Origin of the sequence: Actinoplanes sp. NBC_00393, assembly GCF_036053395.1 — a bacterium.
Taxonomy (GTDB): domain Bacteria; phylum Actinomycetota; class Actinomycetes; order Mycobacteriales; family Micromonosporaceae; genus Actinoplanes.
Map to the genome: position 1 here is coordinate 7,775,847 of NZ_CP107942.1, position 19,396 is coordinate 7,795,242.

General features: G+C 70.5%; 18 protein-coding genes. 7 read left to right on the forward strand and 11 right to left on the reverse strand.

Annotation, left to right across the window (positions count from 1 at the left end):
* Window position 1 precedes the first annotated feature (1 nt).
* The 7 genes from fliF to OHA21_RS35995 all read left to right on the forward strand — a co-directional run bounded on the left by fliF (window position 2) and on the right by OHA21_RS35995 (window position 8,971).
* On the forward strand, window positions 2–1,615 hold the full coding sequence (gene fliF, locus OHA21_RS35965; protein ID WP_328462711.1) for a flagellar basal-body MS-ring/collar protein FliF: 1,614 nt from the start codon (window positions 2–4) through the stop codon (window positions 1,613–1,615).
* Between the two features lie 37 nt (window positions 1,616–1,652).
* The gene (gene fliG / locus OHA21_RS35970) at window positions 1,653–2,678 is read left to right on the forward strand and encodes a flagellar motor switch protein FliG (protein ID WP_328462713.1); all 1,026 of its coding nucleotides are present in this window, start codon (window positions 1,653–1,655) and stop codon (window positions 2,676–2,678) included.
* Window positions 2,662–3,333 carry a FliH/SctL family protein gene (locus OHA21_RS35975; protein ID WP_328462715.1) on the forward strand — a complete coding sequence of 224 codons (672 nt, stop codon included), beginning with the start codon at window positions 2,662–2,664 and terminating at the stop codon, window positions 3,331–3,333. The genes fliG and OHA21_RS35975 overlap by 17 nt, the downstream gene beginning before the upstream one ends.
* Before the next feature lie 73 nt (window positions 3,334–3,406).
* A complete protein-coding gene (locus OHA21_RS35980; RefSeq protein WP_328462717.1) occupies window positions 3,407–4,714 on the forward strand; it encodes a FliI/YscN family ATPase in 1,308 nt (435 codons plus the stop codon).
* Window positions 4,715–5,419: 705 nt separating this feature from the next.
* Window positions 5,420–5,893, forward strand: coding sequence for a cell envelope biogenesis protein TolA (locus OHA21_RS35985; protein ID WP_328462719.1), 474 nt, complete (start codon window positions 5,420–5,422; stop codon window positions 5,891–5,893).
* The gene (locus tag OHA21_RS35990) at window positions 5,890–6,858 is read left to right on the forward strand and encodes a transglycosylase SLT domain-containing protein (RefSeq protein ID WP_328462723.1); all 969 of its coding nucleotides are present in this window, start codon (window positions 5,890–5,892) and stop codon (window positions 6,856–6,858) included. Before OHA21_RS35985 ends, OHA21_RS35990 begins: the two co-directional genes overlap by 4 nt.
* Before the next feature lie 52 nt (window positions 6,859–6,910).
* Window positions 6,911–8,971, forward strand: coding sequence for a flagellar hook-length control protein FliK (locus tag OHA21_RS35995; RefSeq protein WP_328462725.1), 2,061 nt, complete (start codon window positions 6,911–6,913; stop codon window positions 8,969–8,971).
* Window positions 8,972–9,023: 52 nt separating this feature from the next.
* Here OHA21_RS35995 and OHA21_RS36000 read toward each other — a convergent pair whose 3' ends face one another.
* From OHA21_RS36000 to OHA21_RS36050, 11 genes are all read right to left on the reverse strand, one after another.
* The gene (locus OHA21_RS36000) at window positions 9,024–9,269 is read right to left on the reverse strand and encodes a hypothetical protein (RefSeq protein WP_328462727.1); all 246 of its coding nucleotides are present in this window, start codon (window positions 9,267–9,269) and stop codon (window positions 9,024–9,026) included.
* Window positions 9,266–10,780, reverse strand: a complete 1,515-nt coding sequence (locus OHA21_RS36005; protein WP_328462729.1) for a hypothetical protein — start codon at window positions 10,778–10,780, stop codon at window positions 9,266–9,268. The genes OHA21_RS36000 and OHA21_RS36005 overlap by 4 nt, the downstream gene beginning before the upstream one ends.
* Complete coding sequence (gene flhA, locus OHA21_RS36010; RefSeq protein WP_328462731.1) at window positions 10,770–12,815, reverse strand: flagellar biosynthesis protein FlhA; 2,046 nt, start codon at window positions 12,813–12,815, stop codon at window positions 10,770–10,772. Before flhA ends, OHA21_RS36005 begins: the two co-directional genes overlap by 11 nt.
* A 170-nt stretch (window positions 12,816–12,985) precedes the next feature.
* On the reverse strand, window positions 12,986–14,077 hold the full coding sequence (locus OHA21_RS36015) for an EscU/YscU/HrcU family type III secretion system export apparatus switch protein (RefSeq protein ID WP_328462733.1): 1,092 nt from the start codon (window positions 14,075–14,077) through the stop codon (window positions 12,986–12,988).
* 35 nt (window positions 14,078–14,112) lie between these two features.
* Window positions 14,113–14,877: a flagellar biosynthetic protein FliR gene (locus OHA21_RS36020; RefSeq protein ID WP_328462735.1), complete on the reverse strand. Its 765-nt coding sequence runs from the start codon at window positions 14,875–14,877 to the stop codon at window positions 14,113–14,115.
* Between the two features lie 4 nt (window positions 14,878–14,881).
* Complete coding sequence (gene fliP, locus OHA21_RS36025) at window positions 14,882–15,691, reverse strand: flagellar type III secretion system pore protein FliP (RefSeq protein WP_328462737.1); 810 nt, start codon at window positions 15,689–15,691, stop codon at window positions 14,882–14,884.
* Window positions 15,688–16,089: a FliO/MopB family protein gene (locus OHA21_RS36030; protein ID WP_328462739.1), complete on the reverse strand. Its 402-nt coding sequence runs from the start codon at window positions 16,087–16,089 to the stop codon at window positions 15,688–15,690. Before OHA21_RS36030 ends, fliP begins: the two co-directional genes overlap by 4 nt.
* 5 nt (window positions 16,090–16,094) lie before the next feature.
* Window positions 16,095–16,853, reverse strand: a complete 759-nt coding sequence (fliN, locus tag OHA21_RS36035) for a flagellar motor switch protein FliN (RefSeq protein WP_328462741.1) — start codon at window positions 16,851–16,853, stop codon at window positions 16,095–16,097.
* On the reverse strand, window positions 16,850–17,800 hold the full coding sequence (locus OHA21_RS36040) for a flagellar motor switch protein FliM (protein WP_328462743.1): 951 nt from the start codon (window positions 17,798–17,800) through the stop codon (window positions 16,850–16,852). The genes fliN and OHA21_RS36040 overlap by 4 nt, the downstream gene beginning before the upstream one ends.
* 115 nt (window positions 17,801–17,915) lie before the next feature.
* Window positions 17,916–18,374 carry a flagellar basal body-associated FliL family protein gene (locus OHA21_RS36045; protein ID WP_328462745.1) on the reverse strand — a complete coding sequence of 153 codons (459 nt, stop codon included), beginning with the start codon at window positions 18,372–18,374 and terminating at the stop codon, window positions 17,916–17,918.
* Between the two features lie 16 nt (window positions 18,375–18,390).
* The gene (locus tag OHA21_RS36050) at window positions 18,391–19,395 is read right to left on the reverse strand and encodes a flagellar motor protein MotB (RefSeq protein ID WP_328462747.1); all 1,005 of its coding nucleotides are present in this window, start codon (window positions 19,393–19,395) and stop codon (window positions 18,391–18,393) included.
* Window position 19,396 lies beyond the last annotated feature (1 nt).

Sequence of the window (19,396 nt, forward strand, 5' to 3'; positions counted from 1 at the left end):
TATGACCGACCGCCTTCCCGCTCCGGTACGCCGCGTCACGGACACCTTCAAGTCCTTCACACCGGGACAGAAGGCTGTCACCATCTTCGCTGTCGTCGCCATCCTGGTCGGCGGGTACTTCTTCGCGACCTGGGCGGCGAAGCCCTCGTACCAGATCCTGTTCAACAACCTCTCGACCAAGGACGCGAGCGCGATCGTCGAGTCGCTCCAGAAGTCGGGCACCTCGTACGAGCTCGCCAACGACGGGCAGACCGTCCTGGTGCCGCGCGACCAGGTGAACGCGCTGCGCCTCCAGCTGTCCGGCGAGGGCCTGCCGAACGACGAGGGCACCGGCTACTCGCTGCTCGACCAGCAGGGCATCACCACCAGCGACTTCATGCAGCACGCGAACTACCAGCGCGCGCTGGAGGGTGAGCTCGCCAAGACCATCAAGTCGATCGACGGCGTCGAGGCGGCCACCGTGCACCTCGTCATGCCGCAGGAGGACGTCTTCACCGACGACCAGAGCAAGCCGACCGCTTCGGTTCTGGTCGCCTCGAAGGCGACCAACCCGCTGGAGGAGCAGCAGGTGCAGTCGATCGTGCACCTGGTCGCGTCCAGCGTCGAGGGCCTCGACCCGACCCAGGTCACGGTGGCCGACTCGGAGGGCCGGATGCTGTCCGCCGGCGGCGGCGCGGCGGTCGCGGCCGGTGGCACCAACGGCGCCGAGCAGCAGACCGTCTCGTTCCAGAACCGGCTGAACTCCTCGCTCCAGCGGATGCTGGACAACCTGGTCGGTCCCGGCAACTCGGTGGTCACCACCACGGCCGAGCTGGACTTCGACCAGACCGAGACCCGCAGCAAGACGTACAGCGCGGACCCGTCCGTGCCGGCCCAGTCGGAGAGCATCAACACCGAGACCTACACCGGCAGCGGCTCCGGCAACGGCGGCGTGCTCGGCCCGGACAACATCCAGGTCCCGAACGGCACCGGCAACGGCCAGTACTCGAACAAGAACGAGGTCCGCAACCGCAACCTGAACGAGGTGCAGGAGGTGCGCCGGAACGCGCCGGGCGGCATCGACCGGCTGAACGTCTCGGTCCTGCTGAACAGCACCACCGCGGCCGCCGTGGACTCGGCCCAGGTCCAGCAGCTGATCAGCGCGGCGGCCGGCATCGACGCCACCCGGGGCGACACGATCGCGGTCGCGGCCATGCCGTTCGACACCAGCGCGGCGGATGCGGCCAAGGACGAGCTCGCTGCCGCGGCGGCGGCCGAGAAGGAGGCCAAGCAGCTCACGCTGATCAAGACGGGCGCCCTGCTCTTCGTGGTCCTTGCGCTGATCTTCCTGGCCTGGCGGGCGAACAAGCGGGCCAAGAAGCGCCAGCAGCTCACCGAGGAGGAGCGCCGGCACCTGGAGGAGATGCAGGCCGCGCTGGAGGCTCAGCGCCAGGCGGAGCTCGACGCCACCACGGCCATGGCCGGCATGAACATGCTGGAGAGCGCCGAGCCGGCGGGGCGTGACGACGAGGCCCGTGAGGAGCGGCACCGCGAGATCGAGGAGCTGGTCCGGGACAAGCCGGACGAGACCGCCGCGCTGATCCGCAGCTGGATGGCCGCGGACTCGACGCACTGATCTCACACCCCCACGCGTAAAAGACGAGGAGTACCCGTTGACCACACCTGCGCTCACCACGCTGTCGATGACGGGCGTGCGCAAGGCCGCGATAATGCTGGTCCAGTTCGGCAAGGAACAATCCGCGCAGGTGCTGGCCAACATGACCGAGAAAGAGGTCGAGCTGCTGTCCGCCGAGGTGGCCCGCCTCGGCAAGCTCGACCCGGTCCAGGTCGACGACGTGATGGACGAGTTCTACGCCATGGCCACCACCCGGTACGCCGGGTCGGGCGGCATGGACTACGCCCGGGAGCTGTTGGAGGCGTCGCTCGGCAAGGATCGGGCGGCGCTCATCCTGGACCGGCTCGAGGCGTCGATGAACGACATCCCGTTCAACTTCCTCAGCAACGCGGATCCACGGCAGCTCCTCTCGTACGTCCAGTACGAGCACCCGCAGACCATCGCCCTGGTGCTGGCGCACATCCCCTCCGGGCTGGCCTCCTCGATCCTGGCCGGCCTGCCGCTGGAGGTGCAGACCGAGGTGGCGCACCGCATCGCGATCATGGACCGGACCTCGCCGGACATCATCCGGCAGGTCGAGAGCGCCCTGCAGCGCAAGCTCTCCAGCGTGCTCCAGCCCGACGAGCTCTCCACGGTCGGCGGTCTGCAGCCGCTGGTGGACATCATCAACCGGGCGGACCGCACCACCGAGCGGCTCATCCTCGAAGCCCTGGACGCCCGCAGTCCGGAGCTGGCCGAGGAGATCCGGCGCCGGATGTTCATGTTCGAGGACATCATCAACCTGGAGGATCGGGCGGTTCAGCTCATCCTGCGCCAGGTGGAGCCGGCCGACCTGGCCACCGCGCTCAAGGGTGTGCCGGAGGGCGTACGCGACAAGGTCACCAAGAACCTGTCCGAGCGGGGTCGCGAGAACCTGCTCGAGGAGATGGACCTGCTCGGCCCGGTCAAGGTGAAGATGGTCGAGGAGTCGCAGGCGAAGATCGTCGGTGTCATCCGCACCCTCGAGGACTCCGGCCAGATCGAGATCCAGCGCGGTGGCGAGGCAGATGAACTCATTGCCTGACCGGCCGGTCATCCGCGGGGCGGTGGCGGAGAACGCCACCGCCGCCCGGTTCGCCGTGGACCTGCGCCACCCGGAGCCGATCGACAACGAGGCCACCGAGCAGGCGAAACAGCAGGCCCGTACGACCGGATACGCCGAAGGATGGGCGCAGGGAAAGCGTGACGCCGTGGCCGCCGCTGAGGCTGCCACGGCACGCGCGCTTCTGGCCGAGGAGGCGTACGACCGTCGCCGCGCCGCCGCCCTGGCCAGTGCGGTGAACGCCCTCGGCCGTGCGGTCACCGAGATCGAGAACCAGCTCATGCCGACCTTCTCCGAGCTGCAGGAGGTCGTGCTGGCCAGCGCGTACGAGCTGGCCGAAGCGATCATCGGGCGGACCCTGCGCGACGATCCGGAGCGGGGCGCCGACGCGCTGCGCCGGGCCATGAGCGCCGCGCCGGAACAGGGCGAGGTGACCGTGAGCCTGCACCCGGACGACTATCAGACGCTGGTCGGCGACGCGCCCGCCGGTGACTTCGACTACGAGGGCCGCCGGATCACCTTGCGACCCGACCCCCGCCTGCAGCCCGGTGACGCCACGGCCGAGACCGGCACGGCGACCGTGGACGCGACCATCGAGGCGGCGATGAGCCGGGCCCGGGAGGCGCTGCGCCTCTGAGCGCGGGCCCGCGGTCCGCGCGGGCCTGCGTCTGCGCGTGGTCCGCCGTCCGCGCGGGCCGGAAAGGACAACCGTGACCGACGTCTTCCAGCATCGCCTGCACAACGCGATCGTCGCCGCGCGCCCCCTGGTCAGCGGCCGGGTGACCGGCGCGGTCGGGCTCCGGGTGACAGTGAGCGGCCTGGAGGCCCGGGTCGGTGACCTGCTGCGCATCGGCGACGGTCCGGACGCGGTGTTCGCCGAGGTGGCGGCTCTCGACGGGGAACGGCTCTCCTGCCTGCCGCTGGGGCCGGTCGCCGGGATCGGCGCCGGGACACCGGCGGTGAGCACGGGCGGTCCGTTGCGCATCGCGGTCGGGCCGGACCTGCGCGGGCGCATCCTGGACGGCCTGGGCCGCCCGATGGACGGCGGACCACCGCTGCGCGGCGAACTGGTCGGCATCGACGCGGCGCCACCCTCGGCGATGGAGCGGCAGCTGGTCGACAAGCCGATGTCGCTCGGCGTACGCGTACTCGACACCCTCGTCCCCTGCGGCCGCGGCCAGCGCATCGGCATCTTCGCCGGCTCCGGCGTCGGCAAGTCCACCCTGATGAGCATGATCACCCGCGGCACCTCGGCGGAGCTGAACGTGGTGGCCCTGGTAGGCGAACGCGGCCGCGAGGTGCGCGAGTTCATCGAGCACGACCTCGGCCCGGAGGGTCTGGCCCGCTCGGTCGTCGTGATCGCCACCTCGGACACCCCACCGCTGGTCCGGCTCCGCGCCGGCGCGGTCGCCACCCGGATCGCCGAGTACTACCGCGACGAGGGCTCCGACGTACTCCTGATGATGGACAGCGTGACCCGCGCAGCGATGGCCCAGCGTGAGGTAGGCCTCTCGGTAGGCGAGCCACCCGCCACCCGCGGTTACCCTCCGTCAGTTTTCGCGATGCTCGCCTCGCTGCTGGAACGTGCCGGCCCGGGCGCGCGAGGCAGCATCACCGGCCTTTACACGGTGCTGGTGGAGGGCGACGACCACAACGAGCCCATCGCCGACGCCGCCCGCTCGATCCTCGACGGCCATATCGTCCTCGACCGCAAACTGGCCACCGCCGGACATTTCCCCAGCATCCAGGCACTCGACTCGATCTCTCGCGTAGCCAACAAAATCACCACCCCGCAGCAGCGCGCCGACGCCACCGAGTTGCGCCGCCTGATGGCCGCCCACCGCGAAGTCCGTGAACTGGTAGAAATCGGCGCCTACGTCCCCGGCACCAATCCGGAGGCCGACCGCGCCAACGCCGCCTGGCCCCAAATCGGCGCCTTCCTCCGCCAAGACCTGGACGAACGCGTCACCGCCGACGATGCCTGGGCCGCGCTGCGCGCATTGATAGCAACAACCTGAGGGGTACGCGCGACGAAAAGTCCCCCACTACCCCAGCGACCCAGCAGCCACTCAATGCCCCAGCGCCCCCGCCGGGCTCACCCTCCCGGTCCCGCTCACCCCAACCCCAGCTGACCACCAGAGCTGCTTCCCGACGCCGGAAGCAACGCTCAGCGTCAGCCCCGACAGGCCGGCTGACCAGCGGTGTCGCTTCGCGGCGCGGGAAGCAGCGCTCAGCGTCAGCCCCGACGGGCCGGCTGACCAGCAGCGTCGCTTCGCGGCACGGGAAGCAGCGCTCAGCGTCAGCCCCGACAGGCCGGCTGACCAGCAGCGTCGCTTCGCGGCGCGGGAAGCAGCGCTCAGCGTCAGCCCGACCCGCCAGCCGACTGGCCCGGCACAGTCGCGCCGCCGGCGTGCAGACCCCCGCTCACGGTCAGCTTGTGACCAGGCCAGGCCAGGCGTGGCGTGGAGGGCGCGGCGGGGGGTGGGGTGAGCTGGGGCGGTGGGTGAGCCCGGCGGCCGCGTCGGGGGCCGCGGGGCGTGCTTGGTCGCGGGACGGTCGGGGTGGGACTCGATGTTCGTACATCGCTGGGGTTTGGCTCTGGGCGCGCGCTTGACGCATCGCTGGTGGCGGATGGGTAGCAAGGCGGGTGCAGGGGCTCAGCGGAGACCGGGGCAGGCCGAAGCGGTCATGTGAGGGCCCCACGGCCCCGCTAGGAGGCCCACGTGAATCGCCTGTTCCGACTTGGATCTGTGCTTCGCGCCCGCAAGGCGCAGGAGGACGCCGCTCGTGGTGCGGTGATGCAGTCCCGCGCTGACATTCGGGAAGCTGAGGCTCTGCTGAGGCGCCGCAAGCTGGACCTGGTCGGATCCGCGGCGCCGACCGAGGGGACCGCGCGGGCGATGGTCGCGTCGCTGGTGGCACGGCAGTCGCTGGCGGCCGGGCTGTTCGGGGCTCAGCGCATGGTCACCGATGCCGAAGAGGTCGAGCGGGAGAAGGTCGCCGCGCTCGCCGACGCCGCCAAGCGGCGCCGGGCCGTGGAGATGATGGCGGAGCGGCACGCCGCCACCGTGCGCGCTCACGACCTGCGTGTCGACCAGGCCAACCTCGACGAGTTGGCGATCACCTCGAAAGCACGGCAAGCCGCCGGAAGTGTCGCCAAGTCAGATGCCGCCGAGACGAACGGGAGCGAAGTATGACGTTGGGTGTGAGTGGGGTTCTGTCCCGCATCTCGGAGCTGCAGGACCAGCTCGGCCTCAACCCGGCTCCGGCCGCGGCCACTTCCGGAACCAAGTTCGCCTCTGCTCTCGCCGACGCGACCCGGACCGGCTCGGCGCTGTCCGGCACCGTCGGCCCGAACGGGGACGACGTGGTGGCGGCGGCCAAGAAGTACCTGGGTACGCCGTATGTGTTCGGCAGCACCGATCCGGCCAAGGGCCTGGACTGCTCGGCGCTGGTCCAGCGCGCCTACCAGGACCTCGGCGTCGAGTTGCCGCGCACGTCGGGGCAGCAGGCCCGCGCCGGGCGCCCGGTGGCGAGCATGGCCGAGGCCAAGCCGGGCGACATCCTGGCGTTCAACTCGCCGGTCGACCACGTCGCCATCTACCTCGGTGACAACAGGATGATCGCGGCGCCGAAGCCCGGCGATCAGGTCAAGATCCAGAATGTGTACGAGAAGCCGGTCGCGATCCGTCGCGTCCTGGACACCGTGCCCGCCGCTGCGGTGCAGGACATGTCCGCGCTGCGGCCGGCCGGTCTGCGCTCGTCCGGTGGCTTGAGCGGGGTGCCGTACGCGGAGTTGTTCGAAGCGGCCGGCGCCCGCCACGGCGTCTCGCCGAAGCTGCTCGCCGCGGTAGCGAAGGTGGAGTCCGGCTACAACCCGCAGGCCGTCAGCAAGGCCGGCGCCCAAGGTTTGATGCAGCTCATGCCGGGCACCGCACGGGGGCTCGGGGTCGACGACGCGTTCGACCCGGCGCAGGCCGTGAACGGGGCGGCGAAGCTGCTCAGCAAGCATCTGCGGGAGTTCAAGTCGGTGCCGCTGGCCCTGGCCGCGTACAACGCGGGTGGCGGGGCGGTGCACAAGTACGACGGGATCCCGCCGTTCAGTGAGACCCAGGCGTACGTCCCGAAGGTGCAGAAGGCCCTGGCCGCGCTCGGCGGCTGATCCCCGCCCTCCACCTCCAGCAGTCCATCGTCGAAAGCAGCAGGGAGACCGCATGACCACGCCGAGTTCTGTGACGGGTCCCGACCGCCGGCCGGTGGCCGAGACGAACCGCCGTCCGGGCGGGCGACGCGAGGAAGGCGGGGCGGACTTCGGTTCGGCGCTGTCGGCCGAGCTGGGCCGGCCGGGTGACGACGAAGGCCAGGATGCGCCGGCTCGGGGTGCTCGGTCTTCCGGGGCATCCGGCCGGGAATTGAGCGGGCTTGCTGACCGGGCTGCTGTTGCTGCCCGGGCTGCTGCCGCCGACCGGGCTGCCGTTGCCGGGCGGGCTGCTGCTGCGGATCGGGCCGCTGACCTCGCTGCTGAGCGTGGCGCTGACCGGCGGGCGGCGCGTGGCGACGAGCAGCGCGGTGCCGCGGGCCGTCAGGCTGAGCGGGCCGCCGCTGAGCGGGCCGCCACCGAGCGGGCTGCCGCCGAGCGCGCGGCTGGGCAGCGTGTCACCACCGAGCGGAGTGCCGCCAATCGGGCGATGGCCGACCGGAACGCCGCGCGGGCCACTGCCGAGCGCAGTGCCGAGCAGCGCAACACCGCGGATCGGCGGGCCGACAAGGCTGCCGGGATGCGGGCCGCCGAGCGCTCCGCCGCCCGACGTGACCAGGAGCGCGAGCCCACGACCACGGACCGCGCCGGCAAGGAGCAGGAGAGCGCGGTGAAGCCGCGTAACCGCCCGGTCGATGAAGAGGCCACCCCGGCCGCGACCGGTGTTGCGGCGGCAGTCCCTGTGACGCCGGCCGTAGTGGCGGTCGACCCGGCTCTCACCGGTGGTGAGGGTGGCGCGACGGCCGTACCGTCCGAGGCTCTGACTGTCGAAGGTGTGGCGGCGCCGGTCGTGAGCCCGGTGCCGGACATCGCCGCGGCCGCAACGCCGGCCGGCGACCAGACGGCGACCGTTGCGCAGAACCCCGCTGCCGGTGCCGACCAGGCCGCTGCGGCGGGCCAGGCTGGTGTCGCCGGCCAGAGTGTCACGGGCCAGGCTGTTGCGGACCCGGCTGTTGCGAACCCGGCTGTTGCCGCTGGCCAGGCCCTTGCCGCGGGCCAGGCTGGGCCCGCGAATCAGGCCGGGGCCGCAAGTCAGGCCGTTTCCGCGGACCAGGCCGGGACCGTTGCTCAGGCCGCCGGCATCACCGGGCAGGCCGCTGCCGCTTCTCCCGCCGCTCCCCCCGGACAGAGCACCGCCGGCCCGGTTCAGGCCGGCACCCCGGCCCCGGTGGTGACCGACGTTCCGGTCCGGCCCGCCGCGCTGGCCACACCGGCCGAAGCGGCCCCGACCACTCCGGTGCCCGTCGAGACCACCGCCGCCACGACACCGGAGACCGCGGGAACCACCCCGGCCGCCGAGACCACCGCCACCGCGACGCCGGACACCGGCGCCGACACCGGAGGCTCTCCGAACGGGTCCGCCGGTGGCGGCGCCCAGCCGTTCCCCGCCGCCGAAGCGGCTCCGGAACCGGCCGCCGCCCCGACCGGCCTGCCCACCGGCGTTCCGCTGACCGCGCCGGCCGAGGCCGCCGCATCCGCGACGCCCGGCACTCCAGGCACCCCGGCGCCGGCCGGTGTCGGCGGCCCGCAGGCTGCGGCTCCCACCGCCCCGGCTCCTGCGCCGTCGGCCCCGCCGCCGCCCGCGCCCGCCGTGCCGACGCCGCCGGCCGCCCAGGTGGCCATGCGGATCGCCCCGCTGCGGCTGGACGCCGACGGCATCCACCGGCTCACCGTGCAACTGCACCCGCTCGACCTCGGACCGGTGCAGGTGGTGGCGGAGATCCGCAACGGCGACATCAGCGTCCAGCTCACCGGCGGCACCGAGGCCGGCACCGAGGCGCTGCGCTCGTCCCTCGACGAGTTGCGCCGCGAGCTGGAGGACTCCGGTTTCGGGAACTGTTCGCTCGACCTGCGCCAGGGCAACGCCCAGCAGCAGGCTCGGCAACAGTTCGCGGAGGCCGGGGCGCTGGGCCGGCGTACCGGTCCGCAGTCCGGCGGCAGTGACGTTCCCGCCGAGCCGGCCCCCGGCGCCACCCGGCGTGCCGTCCCGGACGGCCGCCTGGACATCCGCGCCTGAGCGAACACGACGGCGCCGGCCCACACACGGTGGGCCGGCGCCGTTAGGCATTTCAGGGTGACTTGTCCGGCTCCGACGATTCGAACGGTTCCGGTGTCACCGGGGTCGCCGCCGGTTCCGCCGCAGTCCGGTATCCGCCGATGATGAACCGGAATCCGGCCAGCAGCACCGCGGCGATCGGCACCGCGATGAGGAACCGGATCAGCACCTGCATGATGTCGATCTCGTCGAGCACCAGGCGGTACCAGGCCGGCGCGCTCATCAGCAGCGCGAACAGCAGAACCGACGGTCTGATCATCGGCGGGCGGCGCGGCTGCCCCGGCGGGGCATCGCCGCGGACGGCATGACCTCGGCCGCGATCCGGGCGCAGAGCATGGCCGCCCAGGCGTGCGGCGTGGCCGGCTTGCCGTCCAGCGAGAAGATCGGCACATCGAGACCGAGCACCGAGGCCGGGTCCGAGGTGAGCTCCACACTGTGTACGACCAACGACTCCACATCCCCGAGACTGCGCAGGTGACGGGCGGTGTCCGCGGTCTTGCGGGTGGCGTCGACGACGGCCCAGAGCGCGGTCGCGCCGAGCGCGTCGCACATGTCGTTGACCCAGAACGGGTCGGTGCCGCCGACCGGCGCGTCGATCACCACGACCCATGGGTGCTCCGAGCTCTGCAGCTTCTCGGAGCGGGATTCCGCGGCGCTCCGGCTGGAGATGAGCCGGGACGAGTGCAGCCCGGTGCCGGCCGTGGAGGGCCCGGCGAGGAGCAGGTGGGTCTGGTCCACGTGGATCTGTTCGAGCAGCTGCTTGGCGATCGGTACGGCGGTGTGCACCTCGCCGGCCAGCACCAGGATCTCACCGGGACCGTCGGGGATGCCGGGCGCGGCCGGGCGGGCGGCGAGAACGCTGAGCACGCCGGCGTACGTGTCCCCGCCCGTGATCTTGCGGGCCATGGCCTCGGGCATCCCGACCGAGATCAGGTTCCGCTGCACCGGGTCGAGATCGGTCTCCCGTGTCGCCGGCGCGACGGCCGGTGCCACCGCGACCGGCGGCTCCGCCGGGGCTGCGGGTGAGATCGGTGTCGACTCGTCGAGCCCGTACACCTCGGCGGCGGACCGGGCCGGTGCCGGGCTGAACGCGGTGGCCGCGCGCGGCGGCGCCGGGGCGGGTTCGGTGGGCCGGACCGGTGTGGGTGCGGCAGCCCGGGACGCGCGGATCGGCGGGCTCGGCTCGCGGGGTTCCTCGCGCTCCGCGACGGGCGGTGTCGGCCGGGCGGGGAAGCTCGGTGCGGTCGGCAGCGCGGCGGGCAGCGGCCGGTGGCCGGCGTTCACCGCTGAGCCGCCCGCGGCGGCGGGCCGGAACGGGCGGACCATCGGCGTCTCCTCGCGGGCCTCGTTCTGGCGGGGCCGGGCCGCCGGGCGGTGCTGGGCGCTGCCGCTCATGTGGGTGGCCACGTCCAGCCCCGCCATCAGCTCGGCGAACGCGGCGCCGGTGTCACCCATGCCGGCGTCGCGGCTCTCCTGCCGGGCCCGGTGGGACGGTGGGCCCTCGGTGGACACGCGGTCCTGCGACTCGGCCTGTTCCAGCAGGCGCTCGAAGCTGTTCGTGCCGTTCTGGGCGACGGTTTGTTGCGCCATGTCATCACTCTCCTCGTTAGCATCCGGTACCTCGACGGAGAGCTCGTAGTGCTGCTTCGCGAAGAAGCCGCCGATACCACCGCTTCGTACCTTGTCGGCGGAAATAATCCGCACGCTCGAGCCGTACTCGTCACGTACCTGAGCCAGCAGTGGCTCGATGGCCGGTCCCTCAAGCAGCACCCGCGTAGGCACCGTTCACCACCCCTATCGTCTCGATCTGTGCGGTGGAACCAGAGATTTCGCTGTACGACAGCACCTGCACCCGGCGGGAGCCGGCCCGCAGCAGCCGCATCAGCGGCAGCCGCAGTTGTGGTGAGCAAGCCAGGACCGGATTGAGTCCCTGCTGCTCCGCGGCCTCGGCGAGCCGGCTGGCCTCGCTGACGATCGCCTCGGCACGCATGCCGTCGATCGCCATGAAGGCGCCGGTGTCGCTGGGTCGCAACGATTCGAGCAGTCCCTGCTCGAGCATCGGGTCCAGCGTGATCACGGTGAGCCGGCCGGCCGTCGCGTACTGGGCGGCGATGGCCGGGCCGAGCGCGCCCCGGGCGGCCTCGACCAGGCTGTCGTGATCCATCGAGATCTTCGCCCGCAGTGAGAGTGCCTCGAAGATCCGGACCAGGTCGCGGATCGGCACCCCCTCGTCCAGCAGCGCCTGCAGCACCTTCTGCACCTGGCCGAGGCTGAGCAGCGCCGGGGTCAGTTCCTCGACCACGACCGGATGGGTTCGTTTCACCATCTCGCTCAGCGCGCGGACGTCCTCCCGGCCGAGCAGGCGGCTGGCGTTGGTCCGGACGATCTCGGCCAGGTGCGTGATGATCACCGACGCTCGGTCCACCACCGTCGCGCCGGAGAGTTCTGCCTGGTAGTGCATCTCGGCCGGGACCCACTTGCCGGCCAGGCCGAAGACCGGCTCCACCCCGGCACGGCCGGGAAGTGCCTGCAACCCCTCGCCGATGGCCAGCACGGTGCCCGGCGGCGCCTGTCCGGCGCCGGCATCAACACCGGAAATACGGATCGCGTACGAGGAAAGCGGCAGATCCAAGTCGTCCCGGGTGCGGACCGGCGGCATGATGACGCCCAGTTCCATCGCCATCTTGCGGCGCAGAGCGCGGACCCGGTCCAGCAGGTCCCCGCTGCTGGCGTCGACCAGGTCGACCAGGTCCGGCGCCAGGGCGAGTTCCAGCGGGTCGATCCGCATCTCGCCGAGCAGCTGTTCGGGCGAGTCCGGGGACGGCATCTCGACCGCTTCGGCGGCGGCCGCCTCGATCGCCTCCGGCACCGGATCCTTGATCCGGTGGGCGATGGCCAGCACGGACGCGCCGACCACCAGGAAGGGCAGCTTCGGCAGGCCGGGGATGACGCACAGCGCGAGGGCCGCGCCACCGCCGATGCGCAGGGCGAGCTTGTTCTGGCTGAGCTGCGTGGTGACGCTCTGCCCCATGTCGCCGGAGGTCGCCGAGCGGGTCACGATCAGACCGGTGGCGACCGACAGCAGCAGGGCGGGGATCTGCGAAACCAGGCCGTCGCCGATGCTCAGCATGCTGTAGTGGTTCATCGCGTCGACCGGCGCCATCCCGGCCTGCAGGATGCCGACCGCGAAGCCGCCGATCAGGTTGATCAGCGTGATGATGATGGCCGCGATGGCGTCGCCCTTGACGAACTTGGAACCACCGTCCATGGCGCCGTAGAAGTCGGCCTCGGCAGCGACCTCGGCCCGGCGCTTCTTCGCCTCGGCGTCGTCGATGAGGCCGGCGTTGAGGTCGGCGTCGATCGCCATCTGCTTGCCGGGCATGGCGTCGAGCGTGAACCGGGCGCCGACCTCGGCGACCCGCTCGGCACCCTTGGTCACCACGATCATCTGGACGATGACCAGGATCGAGAAGATCACCAGACCGATGACCAGGTTGCCACCGACGACGAAGCTGCCGAACGCGTGGATCACCTTGCCGGCGTCGCCGTCGCGCAGCACCAGCCGGGTGGCACTGATGTTGAGCGCCAGCCGGAAGAGGGTGAGCACCAGCAGAAGGGCCGGGAAGACCGCGAAGTCGAGTGGCTTCTGAACGAACATGCTGACCAGCAGGACCAGCAGGGCCATCGTGATGTTCACGGCGATCAGCAGGTCCAGCAGGAAGGTCGGCAGAGGGACGACCATCATGATGATGATGCCGATGACCCCGACGGGTACGGCAAACCTGCTGATGTTCTGTATCTTCACGGCACCTTCCGAGCACGGGCAGTCCGGTTGCCATCCAGGCCCAGCCGCCGCCGCTCGGGCGTCGTTCCGTCCGGCGATCTTCCGCCGTCACACCAGGCCGCTGTGGCACCGCCACGCACCGATCTTCCCTGCTCTTGCACCGCGATGTGAGGAAATCTCCTGAATTTCGGTTATGCCATAGCTGGGGTGGGGTTCGGGTTGCGGTGCAAACCAGCAGCCGCACCACGTGCCTTCAGGCTCATCACGAACGCCAGCACCTTCGCCACCGCGGCGAAGAACTCCGCCGGAATCTCCTGGCCGATCTCGACGCTGGAGTTCAGCGCCCGGGCCAGGGCGACGTCCTGCACCATCGGCACCCGGTTCTCGGTGGCGAGCTGGCGGATCTTCGCGGCCAGCGGCCCCTTGCCCTTCGCCACCACCCGAGGGGCACCCTTCTCCGGGTCGTACCGCAGCGCGACGGCGACGTGCACCGGGTTGACCACCACCACGTCCGCGGTGGGCACGTCCGCCATCTGCCGATTGCGGGCCATGGCCATCTGCTTGGCCCGGATCTGGGCCTTGACCAGCGGATCGCCCTCGGTGTTCTTGTGCTCCTGCTTGACCTCTTCCTTGCTCATCCGCAGCTGCTTCTTGGTGCGCCGGCGGACCACGAAGTAGTCGGCCGCCGCCATCACCAGGCCGGCTACCGCGGCCGCCCGGATCAGCTGGATCGAGGCGTCGGTGACCGTGGAGAGCAGTGAGGTGAGCGGGAGTTGGCCGGCCGTCATGAGCACCGGCACGATGTCCTTCATGGTGAAGTAGAGGACCGTGCCGAGAACGATCGTCTTCACCAGGGCCTTGACGCCCTCCCAGAGCGCCTGCGGGCCGAGCATGCGCTTGATCCCGCTGAACGGGTTCAACCGGTTGAACTTGGGGATGAACAGCTTGGTCGCCACCCGGATGCCGCCCTGCGCGCCGGCCGCCAGGATGCCGACCGCCATCATGGTGACCGCCAGCGGCAGCACCGCCCAGGCGGCGCTGAGCAGGCCGTCCTTGAGGATGGCGAGGGTCTTGCCGGGATCCGGGTTCGCGATGGTGTCCGGCACCTTGGTCATCAGCTCACGGGCGTGGTCCATGGCGTTGCGCAGCGTGCGGGGCAGCATGATGCTGGCGGCCAGCATGCCGGCCCAGGCGCCGAGGTCCTGACTGCGCCCGATCTGGCCCTCTTGCTTGGCCTTCTTGAGCTTTTGTTGTGTCGGTTCCTCGGTCTTCTCGCCAGACATCTCCCCACCCCCTTTTCCGCCTCTTCGGCTCCGGGTCAACCCCCGCTGAGCCGGACCACCGCGGTGACCGCCTTGTCGACCAGCACGTCGAGAATTCCCGGCAGCATCGCGATGGCGATGCCCGAGAGCGTGACCACCAGGAAGATCTTCACCGGGAAACCGAGCTGGAACGCGTTGAGCGCGGGCGCCACCCGGTTGAGCAGGCCGAGCGCGACGTCGGCGAGGAACAGCACGGCGATCAGCGGCCCGGCGATCTGGACCGCGGCCAGGAACATCTCACCGATGCCGCGGACCAGCAGGCGGCTGAAGGTCTCCATCGAGAACGTGGTGTCCAGCGGCAGCGTACGGAAGCTCTGCAGGAATCCCCGGAGGATGAGCTGGTGCCCGTCGCTGGCGAAGAGCAGGGTGATCGCGAGGAGCTGGTAGAACCGGCCGAAGATCGAGCTCTGGCTCATCGAGAACGGGTCGTATGCGGAGGCCAGCGTGAAACCGCCGAACAGGTCGAGCAGGTCACCAGCCGCCTGGATGGCGGCGAACAGCAGGGCGGTGAGGAAGCCCAGCCCGGCGCCGATGAACACCTGCAGTGCGGCGCTGGCGATCAGGTCCGCGGTCTCCAGCGAGGGGATCGTGCTCTGCAGGTACGGCGCCATCGGCAGGGTGAAGCCGACCGAGAGCAGCGCCTTGACCGGCCCGGGGATGAGCCGCGAGTTGAACGGCGGGCAGATCATCATCCACGCGCCCGTTCGTACCGCTCCCAGCATGATCGCCAGGAGCTGCGCAATGGGCACGTCGTAGTTCATCGGCTCAGTACGAACCGACCAGGGCCGTGATGATCAGACTCCAGCCGTTGACCAGCACGAACAGCAGCAGCTTGAACGGCAGCGCCACGGTCACCGGGGGCAACATCATCATGCCCAGCGACATCAGGGACGCCGACACCACGAGGTCGATGATGAGGAACGGGATGAAGATGACGAAGCCGATGATGAAGGCGGCCCGCAGCTCGGAGAGAATGAAGGCCGGGACCAGCGTGGTCAGCGGCACCGACTCGATGTTCGCCGGCCGCTCCTCGCCGGACACCTTGATCAGCAGGGCGAGCTCGTCCTCGCGGGTCACGTCGTACATGAACTCGCGCAACGGCTCGACACCGTCCCGGAACGCCTGCGACTGCGTCTTGTCACCGGCGAGATAGGGCTGCACGCCCTGCTCGTTGATGCCCGAGACGGTCGGGCCCATGATGAACAGGCTCAGGAACAGCGCCAGCCCGGCCAGCACCTGGTTGGGCGGCATGCTGGTCAGGCCGAGCGCGTTGCGGGTGATGCCGAGCACCATGAAGACCTTGGTGAAACAGGTGCAGAGCAGCAGCAGCGCCGGGGCGACCGAGAGCAGCGTCAGGCCGAGGACGATCACCAGGGAGGACGCCGGGCGGCTGCCGTCGGGATTCGTACCGTTGATATCGATGTTGATCGAGGGCGGCGAAGGCGGCGCCGGTGCCTGCGGCGCAGCCAGAACCACGCCCGCCGAGTCGCCGGGTAGCGCGGACGCTGCGGCCGGGAGCAGGACCATGGCCAGTCCGGCACCCAGCATCAGCAGCAGGATCGCGCGTCGCATCATCGGCGGGACGTCCGATCGCGGAGGAACTCCAGCGGTGAGACCCAGGTACGCGGTGTGTCGTCCATCCGGCCGCCGACGCCGACCGGATGCCAGCCGGGCAGCGTCACGGCGTCCACCTCGAGCGCGTCGCGGTGCTCGGCCGGTTCCGTCTCGAAGGCGTCGAGCTCGGTCTCGCCGAGCAGGCTGACCTGCTGTTCGGTGATGCCCAGCACCAGCGCCCGGTCGGCCACCCGGACCACGGCGATCATCGAGCCGCGGCTGAGCTGCTCCCGGTTCAGCACCGCCAGCGGTCCGGCGCCGCGTCCGCCGTACGGGCGGCGCAGCACCCTGGCCAGGCCCCACATCAGGAAGAGGACGACCAGCAGCGAGAAGACGACCTGGACGACGAGCCCGATCAAGGCGACTACTCCCGCTCGGTGCCGGGAGAGACGATCTCGGTGATCCGGATCCCGAAGTTCTCGTCCACCACCACGACCTCGCCACGGGCGATCAGCCGGCCGTTGACCAGCAGGTCGGCGGGACTGCCCGCGGCCCGGTCCAGCTCGACGATCGCGCCGGGTGTCAGCGACAGCAGCTCGCGGACGCTCATCCTGGTCCGGCCCAGTTCGGCGGAGACCTCCATCTCCACGTCGTGCAGCATGTCGAGACCGCCGCGGGCGCCGCCGCCGGGCATCCGGGTCGTCTGCGGCGCCAGGCTCGCGGCCGGCGGCTCGTCGCCGGGCCACTGGCTCAGCGCGAGGGCGACGACCGCGCGTACCGCCTCGTCGTCCCGCAAGGGGACCGCGACCGCGCCCTCCTTGGTGGCCAGCGCGCTGAGCGCGACCTCGGGCTCCATCAGCTGGCCCGGGTCGAGCACCACCGGACCGAAGACCCGGGCGGCCGCCTCCAGCGCCGGCCGGACGGCGGCGGTCAGATCCAGTTCGCCGAGCGGGCTCTCCCGCAGCGCGTCCGCCAGATCCTGGCCGACCACCACGACGACCTCGCCGGACGCCGCGCCGGTGAACCGCGCCGTGATCGCTTGGCCGTCGATCACCGTCCCGGCGTCGGGGGCCACCGGGTCGGCGGCGACCAGCGCCCGGCTGGTGGGCAGGACGGCCAGCGCGGCTTCGGCGGCGTTCCGGGCGAGCGCCAGCTGCGGCGCGTTGATGGTGGGGGCGGTCATGAGCGGCCAGACTCCTTGGACGAGTGCTCGTTGGGCGACGGCACGACGAGACAGGCGAGCCGGGCGCCTTGGTTACCGGGAACGGCATGGCCGAAGACGATGTCGTTGACGGTCACCTCAAGAGGCCGGCTGGTCGGATGCCCCAGCGGCACGACGTCACCCGGACGTAGATCCACGATGTCATCGGTACGCATCCGAATGGGCTGGAATCGCACTGCTACGTCGATCGGAGCCGCGGAAAGTCCGGCGGTGAGGTTGCGCAGGGCCCGGTCGCGTACCTGCCGCTCGGCCGCGCTGAGCACGATCGTCTCGGTCCGGGAGAGCACCGGCAGGATCGTGTTGAACGGCAGGCAGATGGTGGCGATGCACTCCTCGGCACCGATCTTGGTCTCGAAGGAGGCCACCACGACGGCGTCGCCCGGGGCGTGCGCGCGCAGGAACTGCGCGTTGTATTCGATCTCCTTGAGCTTCGGCGAGATGTCGACAAGCGTCTCGAAGCCGTAGCGCAATTCGCCCAGCATCCGCTCGAGCAGGCCGCGCAGCAGCGGCATCTCCACCTCGGTCAGCGGCCGCTCCGGCTGGGTGCCGCCGGGGCCACCGAGCATGTGGTCGATCGCGGTCATCACCGCCGACTGCGCGATCTCCATCAGCACCGTGCCGGGGAGCGGGTCCAGAACGACCACGCCGATGATCGTGGGGTTGGCGAGCGAGGCGACGTACTCGTCGTAGTTCAGCTGCTCGATGGAGATCAACGAGACATTGCTGACCGCCCTGAGCCGGGTGGTCAGCAGGGTTCCGCAGCTTCGCGCGTACGTCTCGAAGGCGATCTGCAGGGTGCGGACATGCTCACGCGAAAGCTTGATCGGGCGGCGGAAGTCGTACGGCGCCGGGCCTCCGCCTTGGCCGCGACGTGACATCCTGCCGGGGGAACGCGAAGCGGTGGTCACGTCGTCCTCATCGGCTCAGTTACCGAACCGCTGAGCCGTGGCGGCGTTTTCATCCAGTTTTCCGGCCGATGGGCAGGTCCCCCGGTGGAGGACCTGCCCGTTTCGGCGCTTGTCGTTACTGGGTCACGAAGGAGGTGTAGTAGATGTCCATGACCATCTGCTGCTCTTCCGCCTCGTACGCCTTCTCGACCTTCTCGAGGAACTCGGCCTTGATCGCGTTGCGGCTCTCCTCGGTGGCGAACTCCGCGATGTCCCGGCCGGTGTAGGTCTCGATCGCCAGGTTCATCGCCTGGCTGAGGTCGACACCGTCGTGGCCGGCCGCCTCGGTCAGCTGCAGGGCGAACCCGAACTTCAGGTAGTGCCCGTCCGCGAGGTTCACCGTCAGGGTGTTCTCGACCGCGGCCACGTCACCCTTCACCGGCTCCTCGGCCGCCTCCGCCGAGTCGCCCTTCAGCATGAAGAACGCTCCGGCGCCACCGCCGACCAGCACGACCAGCACCGCGGCGATGATGATCATGAGCATCTTGTTCGACTTCTTCGGCGCTTCAGCCGCCGTGTCCTTCTCGTCCGCCATCGGAACTCCCCTCAGTTCAGTCGTGCGTCGTGGTCGTGGTCTTGGTCGCGGCCTTCGCCGCGGCGGCGGCCTTGGCGGCAGCCGTGGTCTCGCCGGTGTGCAACTTGCCGTCCGCACCCGCCGCGGCCGGCAGCAGCGCCGCCTGCTCCGCGGAAAGCTGGGTCAGGACGACGACGTCCACCCGGCGGTTCATCGTGATCGACCGCGGGTCCTTCGGGTCGATCAGCGGCTTGGTGTCGGAGAAGCCCACCGCGCTCAGCCGCTTCTTCGGGATACCGTGCTCGGTGAAGAACCGGACCGTGGTCGAGGCCCGCGCCGCGGACAACTCCCAGCCGCTCGGGTAATACGTGGTCTTCGCGCGGAGCTGGTTGGTGTGACCGTCCACCTCGATGCTGTTGGGCAGTGTCGCCAGCGTCGGGGCGATCGCGTTCAGGATCTTCTTGCCGCCCGACTGGAGTTCCGCCCGGTTGCCGGCGAAGACCACGTCGTTGGTCACGATGGTGACCACCAGACCGCGCTGGTCGATCGTGAACTTCGCGCTGTTGAGCAGCTTCTGCGCGGACAGCGCGTCCGCGATCCTCCGCTCGATGGCCTTCAGGTCCTCCGCCTCCTCCGCTGCCTTTTCGGCATTCGCGGAGGCCTCCTTACGGTCCTCGGCGAGAAGGGCCCGCTCGACCGCTTCCTTCTGCTCCTGGTTCAGGCCCTGGGTGCCGGACGTGCCGTCACCGGGGTTGGAGCCCGGGTCGATCTGCACGATCTGTGCGGTGTTCGCGGCGCCGTCGAGCGGAGCCGACTGCCCCGTGAAGGCGACGCTGTCCGCACCGAAGCCGGCTGACAGGCCTGCCGCCAGCTCGGCGAACTTCTTCTGGTCAACACTGCTCATCGCGAAGAGCACCACGAACAGAACGAACAGCAGGGTCATCATGTCCGCGTACGACACGAGCCAGCGCTCGTGGTTGGCGTGCTCTTCGTGCTCTTCGTGCTTCTGCTTGCGCTTGGCGCCCCCGCCGCCGGAACTCATC

What these genes read in the sequence shown, in the direction of transcription:
- fliF (WP_328462711.1), top strand. Translation starts at nt 2, where the DNA reads ATGACCGACCGCCTTCCCGCTCCGGTACGCCGCGTCACGGACACCTTC.
- OHA21_RS35975 (WP_328462715.1), top strand. Translation starts at nt 2,662, where the DNA reads ATGAACTCATTGCCTGACCGGCCGGTCATCCGCGGGGCGGTGGCGGAG.
- OHA21_RS35990 (WP_328462723.1), top strand. Translation starts at nt 5,890, where the DNA reads ATGACGTTGGGTGTGAGTGGGGTTCTGTCCCGCATCTCGGAGCTGCAG.
- OHA21_RS35995 (WP_328462725.1), top strand. Translation starts at nt 6,911, where the DNA reads ATGACCACGCCGAGTTCTGTGACGGGTCCCGACCGCCGGCCGGTGGCC.
- OHA21_RS36000 (WP_328462727.1), bottom strand. Translation starts at nt 9,269, where the DNA reads ATGATCAGACCGTCGGTTCTGCTGTTCGCGCTGCTGATGAGCGCGCCG.
- OHA21_RS36015 (WP_328462733.1), bottom strand. Translation starts at nt 14,077, where the DNA reads ATGTCTGGCGAGAAGACCGAGGAACCGACACAACAAAAGCTCAAGAAG.
- OHA21_RS36020 (WP_328462735.1), bottom strand. Translation starts at nt 14,877, where the DNA reads ATGAACTACGACGTGCCCATTGCGCAGCTCCTGGCGATCATGCTGGGA.
- fliP (WP_328462737.1), bottom strand. Translation starts at nt 15,691, where the DNA reads ATGATGCGACGCGCGATCCTGCTGCTGATGCTGGGTGCCGGACTGGCC.
- fliN (WP_328462741.1), bottom strand. Translation starts at nt 16,853, where the DNA reads ATGACCGCCCCCACCATCAACGCGCCGCAGCTGGCGCTCGCCCGGAAC.
- OHA21_RS36045 (WP_328462745.1), bottom strand. Translation starts at nt 18,374, where the DNA reads ATGGCGGACGAGAAGGACACGGCGGCTGAAGCGCCGAAGAAGTCGAAC.
- OHA21_RS36050 (WP_328462747.1), bottom strand. Translation starts at nt 19,395, where the DNA reads ATGAGTTCCGGCGGCGGGGGCGCCAAGCGCAAGCAGAAGCACGAAGAG.